Origin of the sequence: Solwaraspora sp. WMMD791 (assembly GCF_029581195.1) — a bacterium.
Taxonomy (GTDB): Bacteria; Actinomycetota; Actinomycetes; order Mycobacteriales; family Micromonosporaceae; genus Micromonospora_E.
Map to the genome: position 1 here is coordinate 208,087 of NZ_CP120737.1, position 12,624 is coordinate 220,710.

11 protein-coding genes are annotated in these 12,624 nt (G+C 72.4%); 6 read left to right on the plus strand and 5 right to left on the minus strand.

Annotated elements, in window-relative coordinates:
• The first annotated feature begins 2 nt into the window (after positions 1 to 2).
• The 5 genes from O7623_RS01025 (at position 3) to O7623_RS01045 (ending at position 4,594) form a co-directional block, all read left to right on the plus strand.
• Complete coding sequence (locus O7623_RS01025) at positions 3 to 1,394, plus strand: hypothetical protein (protein WP_282226681.1); 1,392 nt, start codon at positions 3 to 5, stop codon at positions 1,392 to 1,394.
• A 164-nt stretch (positions 1,395 to 1,558) separates the two neighbouring features.
• Entirely contained in the window at positions 1,559 to 2,674 is a 1,116-nt protein-coding gene (locus tag O7623_RS01030) for a helix-turn-helix transcriptional regulator (protein WP_282226682.1), read from the plus strand.
• A gap of 263 nt (positions 2,675 to 2,937) precedes the next feature.
• Positions 2,938 to 3,075 (plus strand): hypothetical protein, encoded by a 138-nt coding sequence (locus tag O7623_RS01035; protein WP_282226683.1) that lies wholly within the window; start codon positions 2,938 to 2,940, stop codon positions 3,073 to 3,075.
• The gene (locus O7623_RS01040; RefSeq protein ID WP_282226684.1) at positions 3,072 to 3,356 is read left to right on the plus strand and encodes a hypothetical protein; all 285 of its coding nucleotides are present in this window, start codon (positions 3,072 to 3,074) and stop codon (positions 3,354 to 3,356) included. Before O7623_RS01035 ends, O7623_RS01040 begins: the two co-directional genes overlap by 4 nt.
• Positions 3,353 to 4,594, plus strand: a complete 1,242-nt coding sequence (locus O7623_RS01045; RefSeq protein WP_282226685.1) for a helix-turn-helix domain-containing protein — start codon at positions 3,353 to 3,355, stop codon at positions 4,592 to 4,594. The genes O7623_RS01040 and O7623_RS01045 overlap by 4 nt, the downstream gene beginning before the upstream one ends.
• Here O7623_RS01045 and O7623_RS01050 read toward each other — a convergent pair.
• The 4 genes from O7623_RS01050 to O7623_RS01065 all read right to left on the minus strand — a co-directional run bounded on the left by O7623_RS01050 (position 4,564) and on the right by O7623_RS01065 (position 11,067).
• Entirely contained in the window at positions 4,564 to 5,937 is a 1,374-nt protein-coding gene (locus O7623_RS01050; RefSeq protein WP_282226686.1) for an FAD-binding protein, read from the minus strand. The two genes, O7623_RS01045 and O7623_RS01050, sit on opposite strands and share 31 nt — an antisense overlap.
• The gene (locus O7623_RS01055) at positions 5,913 to 7,787 is read right to left on the minus strand and encodes an ABC transporter ATP-binding protein (protein ID WP_282226687.1); all 1,875 of its coding nucleotides are present in this window, start codon (positions 7,785 to 7,787) and stop codon (positions 5,913 to 5,915) included. The genes O7623_RS01050 and O7623_RS01055 overlap by 25 nt, the downstream gene beginning before the upstream one ends.
• Positions 7,788 to 7,802: 15 nt before the next feature.
• Positions 7,803 to 10,742: a type 2 lanthipeptide synthetase LanM family protein gene (locus tag O7623_RS01060; protein ID WP_282229684.1), complete on the minus strand. Its 2,940-nt coding sequence runs from the start codon at positions 10,740 to 10,742 to the stop codon at positions 7,803 to 7,805.
• A 109-nt stretch (positions 10,743 to 10,851) separates the two neighbouring features.
• The gene (locus O7623_RS01065; protein ID WP_282226688.1) at positions 10,852 to 11,067 is read right to left on the minus strand and encodes a DUF6229 family protein; all 216 of its coding nucleotides are present in this window, start codon (positions 11,065 to 11,067) and stop codon (positions 10,852 to 10,854) included.
• Positions 11,068 to 11,236: 169 nt separating this feature from the next.
• Between O7623_RS01065 and O7623_RS01070 the strand changes: the two genes are divergently transcribed.
• Positions 11,237 to 12,025, plus strand: coding sequence for an AfsR/SARP family transcriptional regulator (locus O7623_RS01070; protein ID WP_282226689.1), 789 nt, complete (start codon positions 11,237 to 11,239; stop codon positions 12,023 to 12,025).
• On the opposite strand, the gene O7623_RS01075 is transcribed toward O7623_RS01070, so the two are convergent.
• Entirely contained in the window at positions 12,004 to 12,579 is a 576-nt protein-coding gene (locus O7623_RS01075) for a TetR/AcrR family transcriptional regulator (RefSeq protein ID WP_282226690.1), read from the minus strand. The two genes, O7623_RS01070 and O7623_RS01075, sit on opposite strands and share 22 nt — an antisense overlap.
• Positions 12,580 to 12,624: the final 45 nt, after the last annotated feature.

Below are 12,624 nucleotides of genomic sequence, written 5' to 3' on the forward strand. Positions count from 1 at the left end.
GAATGAGCGACAGCCAGTGGGAACCCCGCGTCGGGCCGACCCAGCGAACGACCTATCTGCTGGGCGGTCGTCGGGTTCGGGTGAGCGACTTGCTGCGCGCCGGTCTGCTGCGGCCAGGTGCGCGGCTACGGTTCGTCCGTCGGCGGGTCGGCGAGACCTACCACGCCGAGATCATCGAGAACGGCCGCATCCGGCTTCCCGACGGCCAGGAGTTCTCCTCACCGTCGGGAGCAGCGATGGCCGCCGCCGGAATGCGGGCGGTGGACGGCTGGCTGGCGTGGACAGTCGAGGAGAACGGGCGCCCGCTGGACGCATTGCGCCAGGAACTGCTCGACCGCGCTGCGGCGGGTCCGCCTGATGAGCCCGGTGTCGAGGGATTCGACCGGAGGGTGCATCAACGGCTTCGGGAAGCACGCCAGCGGGCGGAGGAGAACCAGCCCGAGCAGTTCTCAGTTCGCGAACTGCTGTCATTGTGGGGCGCCAAGGATCGTGGTGACCAGATCGGCCGGATCGAGGACGATCTTGCCAACCATGGGCTGGTGACCTCGCCGAGCTTCCGCAAGGTGACGCTGGACTCGACCGTACGGCTGGTGGTGGCATCCGGCGACACCGACGACTCACCGGCTGCGGCAGCAGGTCCCGTAACAGTGGCAGGGCCTGCGGACGACCTGGACGACGACCCGATCGGGCTGACCGTCGGCAACCTGCCGTCCGCATTGGGTGGGCTGAAGCACGTCGCGCCCAACGCCACCTTCGACGAGGCCATCACCAAGATGCTCCTCAACGGCTACTCGCAACTGGCCGTGCTCAACGGACCACGCAACCTTCGGGGCGCAGTCACCTGGCAGTCCATCGCCCACGCTCGTCATGCCGACCCGAACGCGAAGCTGACCGACGCGATCGATCCCGAGGCCGTCGCCGTACGCTACGACCGCGAGTTGATCGACGTGCTGCCCGATCTGCGGCGTGGCGGCTACGTGTTCGTCCGCGCCGAGGACAACGTGGTTGCCGGCATCGTCACGACCGCTGACGTGGTGCAGGCGTACGGCGAGATGGCAATGCCCTTTTTTCAGATCGGCGAGTTGGACCGGAGCCTGCGTCGGATCATCACCCGTCGGGTCGACCTCGATCAGGTGGGCAAGCTGTGTAACCGTTCGGTCAACTCCTTTGACGACCTCAGCATGGGTGACTACCTGCGGGTCCTGGACGACACGAGCGTCTGGAGCACGTTGGGTTGGCCGCTCGACCGTCGGACGTTCATCGACCGACTGCACGAGATCCGGCATATCCGCAACGACGTCATGCATTTCAACCCGGACCCGCCACCGCCCGACACCATCGACAAGCTGCGCAAGGTCAACAGCCTGCTGCGGCATTACGGTGAGCTGGCCTGACCGACGTCACCGCTGGCCCTTGGGACAAATGCCGCTCCGCTGACGTGGTCCCCTGGCAGAACCGTGTGTCAAAAGAGGATCGTGTAAGTAGAGGGGTACGGTCGGACATGGTGGCGCTCGGTTCGGCCGCGCCCCTCCACGCCGCCCGCTAGGGAGCCGCGACGATGATCATCGTTGATCCACGCTGGCCGACCACCCTGCGTGCCTTGCGTAAGCAGTCTGGTCTCTCCTATCGGGAACTTGGACGACGGGTCGCCTACTCGTCCAGCTACCTGTGCGAACTCGAAGCTGGCCGCAAGACGCCGACGGTTCAGGTCGCCAGGCACCTCGACGTCGCACTCGGCGCGGGCGGTCGATTGGCGCAGCTTGTCGTCGACGACGCGGGGCAACTCGACGACGACCAGCGTTCCCGTCTCGCGGCCGGCGACACCAGTGCCGCCGCAGCAGAGGCACTGGCGGTGATTCTCGCCCAACATCGGCATCTCGAAGATGCCGTCGGATCGGCTGCGGTCGTCGACGCCGCAGCCGCGCACCTGGCTGCGGTCGAGCAGTTGACTTCCAGCGCCACCGGGGCTGGTCGAGCCAGGCTGCTGCATCTCGTCGCACAGTCCGCGCAACTGGTCGGATGGCTGCAGATGACCCTTGGCCGGTACGCGCAAGCCCGTCGAGTTCTCGCTCAGGCCGAAGCAGCGGCAGTGGCTGCGGGGGACGTCGACCTGACCGCTCTCGTGATCAGCTTCCAGGGACATCTGGCGGAACTGTGCGGGCGTCCGGCGGAAGCTGCGGAACTGTCCCGAGCGGCGCTTGCTGGCGGCACCGAGGTCTATATCGGTGAGCGGGTCTACGACACACTTCAGCTCGCTCGGGCCGTGGCACACGTGGACGGCCGGCGCGCAGCGACTGAGACAATCCGAGAAGCTGATCAACTCGGTGCGGAGTTCGAGATCAGTGGCGGTGACCCGCCGCCGTGGCACTACTACCGGTCATCCGCCTTCCTGACGATGGAACGCGGCCTCGTACACGCGATCCATTCCGGCGTCGACCGGCATGCCGCCGATGCCGCGATCGCCGACCTGACCGCTGGTCTTGCTGCCCTTCCAGATGAGCAACGGCACGCGGAGTGGGCCGGTGACTACCTACTCGCGTTGGCCGACGTGCATTCGGCGATCGGCGACCGGAAAGCGGCGACCCTTGCGTTGGACGAAGTCGCTGTGGTCGCCGACGCCACCGGGTCGGCACGTCTGCGTCAAGCTGTTCGCAAGCGGCCGGCGAACGGCTGAACAGTAGACCTCACTGAATGTGCCGGGCAGGCTACTGGCAGAGGTTGTGCCGTCGCGTCCCACATCGGGGTTGTGAGTTCGGCGGCGGCGCGGCCTCGCGTTAGCTGGGCCCGACGTGTACCCGTGATCGCCTTCCCGCGTCGGGCCCGCCTGCTGGGCGGCGGCTCGGGGTCGACGTGGAGAGCCACCTCGGGTCGCCGCCCTCCAATTCTCGTTGAGGGGGCGTTGTGTTCGGGAAGTGGTTTCAACGTGCGGACGTACCGATGGACGTGGTGTATCCGGTGCCAGGTCGGCGGCGGTACGCCGACCGTACGGTGCCACCGTCGGACCGTCGGCCGGCGACCCGTACGGATCGGGCGCAGCACCGGGGCGGTAACGCCGGCCGGCACTACCTGCCATGAGGACACCCGCAACCGGTAGGGAGCCGGTGCACGAGCCCGTACGGCCGTCGTGGTGCTGCGCGGTCTGTCCGGACGGGACGCCGTGGCCGTGTCCGCCGGGCCGGACGCAGTTGGCGGAGGCGTACGTCGGGGAGCCGGTCGCGTTGTCGGTCGACGTCGGCGAGCTGCTGACCCTGGCCGCCGAGGAGGCCGGTATCACCGACCCGGCCGAGCTGTACGAACGCTTCGTCTCCTGGACCTGGATCGACGGGACCTGGATCGACGCGGGTGGGCGGCCGTGAGCGTGGCGGTGGGGCGTCGGGTCGCCCTGTGGCGGGTACGCCGGCAGATGACCCAGCAGGTGCTCGCCGACCGGATCGGCCGGTCGAAGAGTTGGGTGGAGAAGGTCGAGCGTGGTGTCCGGCGGTTGGACCGGTTTTCGCTGATTCGGCAGGTCGCCGAGGTGCTGCGGGTCGACCCGGCGGAGTTGATCGGCCCGGACCGGCCATCGGAGCATGGCGGGGCGGTCGACGGGGTGGCGGCGGTCCGGGCGGCGCTGGCCAGCTACGAGATGTTCACCGCCGCCGACAGCGGACCGGCCGTGGAACGCGAGGTCACGCAGCGGGTCGAGCACGCGTGGTCGACGTACCAGCATGGGGATTATCCCCGGCTGCTGCGGATGACACCGGAGCTGCTGGACGCCGCTCGGCGGCTGCACGCCACCCGGCCTGGGCCTGGGCCTGGGGCGGAGCTGTTGGTGCGGGCGTACCGGGTCGTGGCGCTCGTGCTGGTCAAGGTCGGCGAACCCGAGCTGGCCTGGTTGGCGGCCGATCGGGCGCTTGCCGTGGCCGGCAGCGATCCGGTGCTGGCCGGGTCGGCGGCGGTGCCGCTCGGGCAGGCGCTGCGCGGGTTGGGCCAGGACCGGTTGGCGATGACGACGACGGTCGCCGCCGCCGACCGGGTCGCTGCGGCATCGGTCGAGTGCGGCACGGTGTACGGGACGTTGCTGCTGCAGGCCGGGTTGGCCGCCGCCGGCTGCGGCGAAACCCGCAGCGTCGGTGAGCTGCTCGGCCGGGCCGCTGACGTTGCCGGCCGCATCGGCGACGGGCTGGACTACCGTACGGCGAGCTTCGGCCCGGCGGCCGTCGAGCTGGCGCACGTCGTGGCGGCCGTGGAGTCGGGCGACGCCCGGCAGGCGGTACGCCGACACGAAACGGCCACCCGGCGGCAGGCGTGGCGCGGGCTGCCGGCGGAGCATCGGGCGGCGTACCTGGTGGATGCCGCGCGGGCGTACCTCGACCTCGGTGACTTCGCCGGGGCTGGACGGTGGTTGGTCGAGGCGGACCGCGTCGTACCGGCTGAGATCCGCTGCCGGCCCTCCGTCCGTACGGTCGTGGCGGAGATTGCCCGGTGCGGGCCGGACACTGCCGGCGTCGCCCGGCTGGCGACGGCGCTCGGGCTGACGACCGGCACCTCACGACCAGGGAACCTGAATGACCGCCTCGCAGGTCAGCGGGTGAAGACAGCGTCGGGGTCGTAGCGGGCCACGGTCCGGCGGAGCCGGTCGAGGTTGGTGCCGTGGTAGGCCGGGTCCAGCGGGGACCGGTCGGGCTCCGGATAGTTGGGGTAGATCAGGCCCGACCCCCACGGGTGGGCGAGCGCCCTGGACCGGTCCACCCAGCGTCGGGTGTCCCGCCGGACGGCGTCGGTGGTACGGCGGACCGCGTAACCGGTGTGCCGGAGGATGAACCGGGCCCGGCGGTGCACGAACGCCGTCGCGTGCGGGGCGACCCGCCCGTAGGCCCCGCCCCACGGGATGAACTCCAGCTCGCGGGACTGCCCAGCGGCCCGGTCGGCCACCAGGTGCTCGACCAGAGCCGCGACCGCGTCCGGCGGCAGCGTCCGGTCGAAAAACTCCGAGCGGCACAGCCGCCGGCCCGCCGAGACGCCCCACGGCGGTCCGGTCACCTCCAGGTCGTCGGGGCTCTCCGGGTAGCTCACCGCAACCGCTGCCGCCGCCGGCAGCTCGCGGATCTCGACGTGCTCCGGGTCCGGGGCGAACCGGTCCAGGAAGCCGGTGCCGGTGCCGACGCTCATGCCGAACACGGCCACGTACGGCTCGTCGGCCGGGTCGTGCGGGCCGACCAGAACGGACTCGCAGTTGACCTCGTCGGGTGCCTCCGGTGCCCAGCCCAGCCAGGTGCCGATGACGTCCACCGCGTGGCGCACCGGCCAGCGGCACTCGAAGAACGTCGCCGGCACCGCCGGCCGGGCGCGCAGCACGAACGTGGTGACCACGCCGAGCAGGCCGCCGCCGGCGCCGCGCAACGCCCAGAACAGGTCCGGCTCGCGGTCGGCGTCGCACCACACGGTACGGCCGTCGGCGAGCACCACCTCGGCGGCGACCAGATGATCGCTGCCCAGGCCGTACAGCCGGCCGAGGCTGCCGTACCCGCCGCCGAGCACGGCACCGCCGAGTCCCACGTCCGGGCACCAGCCGGCGGAGACGGTCCGCCCGTCGGTGGCCAGCCGCCGCCGCATCTCGCGCATCCGCAGCCCAGGGCCGGCGGTGACCAGGTCGCCGTCGCGCCGCAGCTGTCGCAGCCCGCCGAGGTCCAGCAGCAGCCCGTCGGTGCTGCACCGGTCGGCGAAGCTGTGCCCGCCGCTGCGTACCGCCACGTCGAGCCCATGGGCGCGGGCGAACGCGAGCCCGGCCCGGACGTCGGCGGCGGCGGCCGCCCGCACCACGACCTGCGGCAGCCGTTCGTCGAGCTGGGCGAGGAACGGCAGCCGGCAGTCGACGTACTCCGGGTCCTCCGGCGTCGACAGCGTGCCGGACAGCTCGTCGGCGAGCCGGGTCAACGCGGCTGCAGCGACAGCCATGGGTCCTCTGCCATCCGGGCCTGCAGGGTGGACAGCTCGGCGTACCGGCCGCCCAACGCGAGCAGCTCCTGGTGGCTGCCCTGCTCGACGATCTCGCCGTCGTGCATCAGGTAGATCCGGTCACAGTTGCGCACGCTGGCCAGCCGGTGGGTGATCAGCACGACGGTGCGGCCGGCGGCGAGCCGGCGCAGCGCCTCGTAGACGGCGTACTCGGCGCGGGCGTCCAGCGGCGCGGTCGGCTCGTCCCAGATCAGCACCGGCGCGTCGCGGAACAGGCCCCGGGCCACCGCGAGCCGCTGCCACTGGCCGCCGGACAGGTCGACGCCGCCGGTGAACGCGGTGGTCAGCAGCGTGTCCCAGCCCTGCGGCAGCGGGTCGACCACCTCGTCGGCGAGCGCCTGGCGGGCGGCCCGGCGCAGCGCCTCGTCGTGCGGGTCGGCCCGGTCGAACCGTCCCATCCGGACGTTGAGTCGGGCCGAGTCGGGCCAGCGGACCGGGTCCTGCAGCACCATCATCACCCGGTCGGCGACGGTGGCCGGGTGCAGCGTGGCCAGGTCGGTGCCGTCCCAGGTCACCGACCCGGCGGTCGGCCGGTACAGCCCGGCAATGATCTTCGCGAGGGTGGTCTTCCCGGAGCCGTTCTCGCCGACCAGCGCCACCGTCTGTCCGCAGTGCAGGGTCAGGTTCACCCCGTGCAGCACCGGCGCCGAGCCGGGGTAGTGGAAGCCGACGTCGCGCAGCTCGATCCGCTGCGGGGCGGCCGGTGCCGCCGGCCCGGCCGCCGCCCGGGTACGGGTGACCGCGTCGGCGAGGAACGCGTGGAAGTCGGCGACGTACAGGCCCTGCTCGAACAGTTGGTCGGCGGTGCGCACCAGGCGGGCAAGCGCCGCCACGGCTGTCCGGGTGGCGATCAGCGCCGTGCCGGCGACGGCGAGCGGGATCCATCCGGCGTCGAGCAGCAGCCACAGGGCCGCGAACACGCCGCCGAGCGCGACACCGGCCAGGGCACGCCCCCGGGCCCGCGCCCGTACCTGAGCCGACGCGACCGCCACCTCCTCGTCGCGGACCAGGTCGGCGGCCTGCCGGTACCGGGTCAGCACACTGTCCTGAGCCTGGGTGGCGCGCACCTCGGCGGCCGGTTCCCGTTCGGTCGCCAGGTCGGTCACCATCGACACCCGGCGGTTCAGCGCGACCAGCCGGGCGTTGCTCGCGTAACCGAGCCGGGCCGCCCGCAGCGCCGCCCACCCGTCCGGCAGTACGGTGACCAGCAGGATCGGTAGCAGCACCGGGTGCAGCACGGTCAGGCTGACCGCCGCCGCGGTGACGGCCAGCAGCGCGCCGATCGCCTCGACCAGGTTGTCGACGATCCGCTGCAGGTAGAGCAGGCCCCGGTCGCGGGCCCGGAACATCCGGTCGAGGAACCGCGGATCGTCGAACGCGGTCAGCTCCACCGCCAACCCGGCCGCGACGAGCCGTTCGTCGGCGAGGCGACGTACCGCTGGGGCGATCCGGGCCTGGGCCAGGGTGGCCGCGATCTCCAGACCGGCCCGGGTGGCGAAGGCCAGCACCACGAGGGCGAGCGCGGGCACGGCCGACTCCAGCCGGGCCCCGGTCGGCCCGGCCGCGAACAGCCGCTCCAGCACACCGGCTGTGGCGACCAGCCCGTACGTGGTCGCGACCCCGGCGACGAGGTGCAGGACCAGGACGGTCACGGCCGCGCGCGGGGCCGCCTGCCGGATCAGCCGCAGGGCGGGACCGAGCGCGTCCGGCAGCCCTCGGATGACCTGCCACGGACCCAGCTCGTCGGTCGGGGTCTCCAACCGCCAGTACGGTGCGGTCACCTCGGACATCGCGGCGCGCCCGCCCTACGCCAGCCGACCCGGGGGACCGGGATCGGGCAGCAGCACCGACGGCAGCGGGCACTGCGGATGCATCCGCAGCAGCTGGTAGCCGATGCCGCCGATGCCGTGCAGCAGACCGGGCCGGAACGCGTCCCGGTTGGGGCCGGCCACCGCCCCGAACTCCTCGATCCCGGTCAGCACCCGGGCGTCGAGCTCGTCGGCATCGACCTGCGGCGGGGCCACGTCGGCGGCCATCGCCGCGCGCAGCAACTCCCAGGTGCCGAGTTCGCCGTGACAGAGGGTGTGGTTGGCACCCATGCCCGCCGGCCAGCTCGCCGCCGCAGCCCGGCGCAGCATGTCGGTCCAGCGGTCGCGGGTCGGCGCGTCAGGGGAGCGGCGCAGTTGGTCGGCGGCGACGATGCCGATGCCGACCGATCCGTGGCACCACGCCGCAGCGTCGGTCGGCCGCTCCGGCTTGCGCATGTCCAGCCAACCGGGCAGGCCAGGGTCGTAGAGCGACTCCTCGTAGCGGAACGCCGCCGCCGCCAGGTCGTGGCAGCCGTCGAGGTGGGACAGCGCCCAGCCGATGCCGGTGGCGCCGTGCGACACCCCGCCCAGGCCGTCGGTGGCGAACGGACCCGGCCACCACGCCGCCGTCGGAAATGCCTGGGCGTCGCCGCTGGCCGGGCTGCTGCCGCCGGTGGGGCCGGCCGGCCGGGCGGCGGCCCGCAGGTGTTCACCGATCGCGCCGGCCGTCTCCACCCAGCGGGCGTCGCCGTCGAGCTCGGCCAGCCGCAGCAGCGGCACGATCGCTCCGGCCGGCCCCCGCAGCAGGTCGTATGCATCGGCGGCCCGCACAGCGGGCGGCACCAGCGCGGCGACCGCCCGCGCCCGGCGCAGCGCCTCGTCGGCCATCGGTTCGCCAGCCATCGGTTCGCCGGCTGTCACACCGGCGGACACCGGCCCGTCGCCGAGGAGCTGACGAAGCAGCAGCCAGGCCCAGATCCGGGCGCCGAGCCCGACGTAGCCGCCGGCCGGGTCGGGCCGGATCGGGATGCCGGTGGCCCGGTCCGCCTCAGTTTGGTCCTCGGCGGCCCGCATGCTGGCCAGTACGGCGTCGAGCAGTTCGGCGGCCCCGTCGACCGGATCGGCGCGTCCCGCCGCCACCTCGTGCCGGTACGCGGCGAGCAGCACCGCGATCCCGGCGGTGCCGAGATACATGTCGGTGGGCAACGGCTGCACCGCCCAGCCGGCATTGGCCACGATCACCGGCGCGATCCAGGTGGCCGTCCGGTCCGTGCCCCGCACGGCGGTGGCGAGCAGGATGCGGACGACGTCTGCGGCGAGCGCCCGCCGACGTCGGTCCAGATCGTTCGGACGCACCAGCCGGGGGACCAGCGGCGGGCCGGGCGGCGCGGGTGGCGTCTCGCTCAGATAGGCGCTGATCAGCGCGGACCGTAGCACCTGGCGGTCCAGCTCCTGGTCGGCCTCGCGCCAGCGGCGCAGCGCGTCGCCGATGAGCTGTGTGCTCGCCTGCATGGTGAACATCGGGATGTCCCCGACGAGCAGGTCGGCGACCTCGGTGGCGACGACCTCGGGCTCGTCGGGCGCTGCGGCGGCGCGTTGCCCGTGCCGGATCAGCAGATCGGTGACCGTGGCCCGGGCCGCCGGCTCGTCGTGCAGCGAGGTCGGGTGCCACAGCATCCGGGCCAGTTCGGCGTACGTCTCGGTGTCGCGGCGGACGACGCGCACCTCGCCGCCGACGAACGCGGTGAGCAACGGGTCGAGCCGGCCACTCCGGTCCATTTCCCGCAGCCGGTCGGTCAGCTCGTCGAAGGCGTCGCACACGTCGCCCCAGAATCGGGCCAGGACCGGCTCGGCGCTCGGCTGGTTGGCGGCCTCGGGGGGATCGAAATCGGCGTACGCGAGGCGGACCTGGTCGGTGCCCTCGTCGACCAGCACCGGTACGGACACGTTCGGCTGCTCGCCCTTGAGGCCGCCGGCCCCGGACGGATCCAGCCCGCGCCACGCCAGCGCGACGCCCCGTCCGGGCAGCAGTCCGGTGCCCAGCACCGACGAACTGAGTGCACGGGCGGCCCGGTCGGTGGCCAGCCCGTACCCCGACGGGAGCAGCGGCGGCTGCGGGGTGAACAGGGTCTCGCAGTCGACGACCACCGGCACCGGTCCGGCGGCGATCAGGTTCTCCGCGTGCAGGTCGCTGCCGCCGAGCATGCGCATGATGGCGGTCCACTGGCCGAGTCCCCGGTAGAACGTGTGCAACTCGTCGTCGTCGGCGCAGTAGCGGTGGGCGACGTGGGCGGCCCAGCCGTACCCGTCGCGGGCCAGGACCGCGGGCACCCGGATCCGGGTGGCTGCCGGCTCGTCGGGCAGCAGCCGGGCGACGAGCCCGGCCAGCGCCGCGTCGACGTGCAGGGACCGCGGCTTGTATACGACCGGTCCGGTGGCGCAGCGGACCACCGCGACGCTCTGCCCGCCGCGGTGTGTGTCCCCGGAGCCGAACTCGACGTCGATCAGCGTGGCGTCGCCCGGCGGCAACACCGTGGGCGGCAGATCGGCCCGGTCCGCCGCGAACCGGTACGCGAACGCCGTCACCGCCCGGCGGGCGTTGGTCAGCACCGTGCCGACCCGCTGGCGCAGCGTCGGGAAGCGGGCGTCCAGCGACGGCCAGAATCCGTCGGCGGTGGCCAGTTCCAGCCAGTGTTCCCACCGGGCACGCGGGTCCGGCCCGGCCAACCTGCCGGTGATCCGCGCGGCGTGCACGTCCAGCACCAGGGCCCGGGTCACCTTCGGGCGAACCGCTTCGCGCCACGCCCGGGTAGCGGCGGCGACGATCGCCTCCCGTTCGCCGGCGCCCAGGTCAGGGACGTCCCTGAGCTGGACCGCCAGTCGCTCGACTGCCGGCACGACCAGACGGTCCAGAACAGGGTCGAAACTCGCTGTCATCCGGCCCGGTACCACCGCTGCCGGCGGGTCGACCGGGCCATCCGGCCCCACCGTCACCAGCACGGACTCGCTCGTCGCCGTCGGCGCCGTGGTATCGGTCATGGCCGGATCAGCAGCACTGAACGGGCCGGGAGCCGGTGCAGGAACTGCAGTTGGTGCCGCACCCACTGGTGGTCATGGTGATGTCCTGCACGGCGTAGTCGCCGCTGGTGAACAGCTGGCCGGCCGGGTTCTCCCAGCCGTCGACCGGTGTACCGGTCAGCCACCGGGTGACGATCTCCTCGGCCAGGGCCGGGTCGAGGTCGAGCTGCGTCGCGGTTGGCATGATGACACTCCCTTGTTGATCGATACGTAGGTGTGATTGTTCGGCGGTGTCCTTGCCGGTGGCTTCCGCGCCGCTTCCCGCATACTTCCCACACCGCTCCCACGCGGTTCCCGCGCTTCGGCTTCGCCTCTACGGTGGGTATCTGGGTCCTACACCACCGGGAGTTGGGTTGGAAGTTCGGGTCCTGGGGCCGGTCGAGGTTCTCATCAGAGGTACGCCGGTTCACCTCGCCAAGCGCCAGCACCGCCTGATCCTGGGAATTCTCGGCATCGAGGTCAATCGGACAGTCCCCAGTGAGCAGCTGATCGAGCTACTGTGGCCGGGCCGGCCACCGGCCCGGCCGCGGGCCGTGCTGCACAGCCGCCTGTCGGAGCTGCGGGCGCTGCTGCGCGCGGCCGGCGACGGCCCGGTCCACCAGTCGGTTGCCACCGGGGACGACGGATACGTGTTACGGATCCCCACCCCGGCGGTCGATGCTCACCGGTTCGGGGAGTTGATCGTTGATGCCCGGGGAAGTACTTCCGACCTGCGGGCGCGCGACGTGCTGCGGCAGGCCCTCGGACTGTGGCGTGGGCCGGTCCTGGGCGGCTGGTCGCTGGCCGGACCGGCCGGCGCCCTGGTGAGCAGCCTCGAGGCGGCCCGGTTGACCGCGATCGAGGACCTTTACGAGGTGGAGCTGCGGTTGGGTAACCACAGGTTGATCGCGGACGAACTAGCGGCGTTGTCGGCCGCACATCCGACCCGGGACCGGCTGACGTCGGCAGCGATGCTCGCGCTGCACCAGTCCGGACGGAGCGCCGAGGCGGTCAGCGTCTATCACCAGCGTCGGGTCTGGCTCTCCACGGAGCTGGGTGTCGACCCGGCGCCGGCGCTGCAGCAACTTCACGTCGCCGTGTTGCGCCACGATCCGGCCTTGGAGCAGGTGTCACGCCCGGATCAGCTCGACCGCCCGGCCTGACGCAGTACCCGGAGCAGGTCTTCGACCAGGTCCTCGGCGCTGGCCCGGCCCTTTCCGTCGGCCGCGAGGTGGCCGGTGATGGACAGGTCGGCGGCCCCGTGCGCCAGCGCGCGGACCAGGGCTGCGGCGCGCTCCGGGTCGCCGGCGGGCAGGGCCCCGGCGGCCTGGGCCTCGGCGGTCAGCTCGACGAGTCGCCGCCAGGTGGCGCCGGCCCGCTCGTGCAGGTCCGTCGAGGCGTTCATCGACCACCCGTATACCAGCGCGAACCGACGGGGATGGTGCTGCGCCCAGCGTACGTAGTCGAGCAGGACGCGCCGCAGCAGCGCGGCGGCCTCGGTCCGGGGCGTCGGTGTCGCCGTCATGACGCGTTCGAGCCGGTCGAACTCCTGGATGGCGACGGCCTCCAGCAGGGCCTGCTTGTCGGTGAAGTGCTTGTACGGCGCGTTGTGCGACACGCCGGCCCGACGCCCGACCTCCCGGAGGGTGACCCGCTCGGGGCCACCCTCGTCGATCAGCGCGGTCGCTGCGGCGACCAGGTCGTCCCGGGTGCTCATCGTCCGATCCTAGATGAGGTTGACGCTGTCAACCTGGCGACGTAC

Coding starts and splice junctions, on each gene's coding strand:
- O7623_RS01040 (WP_282226684.1), top strand. CDS start 3,072: ATGAGGACACCCGCAACCGGTAGGGAGCCGGTGCACGAGCCCGTACGG.
- O7623_RS01055 (WP_282226687.1), bottom strand. CDS start 7,787: ATGTCCGAGGTGACCGCACCGTACTGGCGGTTGGAGACCCCGACCGAC.
- O7623_RS01030 (WP_282226682.1), top strand. CDS start 1,559: ATGATCATCGTTGATCCACGCTGGCCGACCACCCTGCGTGCCTTGCGT.
- O7623_RS01035 (WP_282226683.1), top strand. CDS start 2,938: ATGGACGTGGTGTATCCGGTGCCAGGTCGGCGGCGGTACGCCGACCGT.
- O7623_RS01060 (WP_282229684.1), bottom strand. CDS start 10,742: ATGACAGCGAGTTTCGACCCTGTTCTGGACCGTCTGGTCGTGCCGGCA.
- O7623_RS01075 (WP_282226690.1), bottom strand. CDS start 12,579: ATGAGCACCCGGGACGACCTGGTCGCCGCAGCGACCGCGCTGATCGAC.
- O7623_RS01065 (WP_282226688.1), bottom strand. CDS start 11,067: ATGCCAACCGCGACGCAGCTCGACCTCGACCCGGCCCTGGCCGAGGAG.
- O7623_RS01050 (WP_282226686.1), bottom strand. CDS start 5,937: ATGGCTGTCGCTGCAGCCGCGTTGACCCGGCTCGCCGACGAGCTGTCC.
- O7623_RS01025 (WP_282226681.1), top strand. CDS start 3: ATGAGCGACAGCCAGTGGGAACCCCGCGTCGGGCCGACCCAGCGAACG.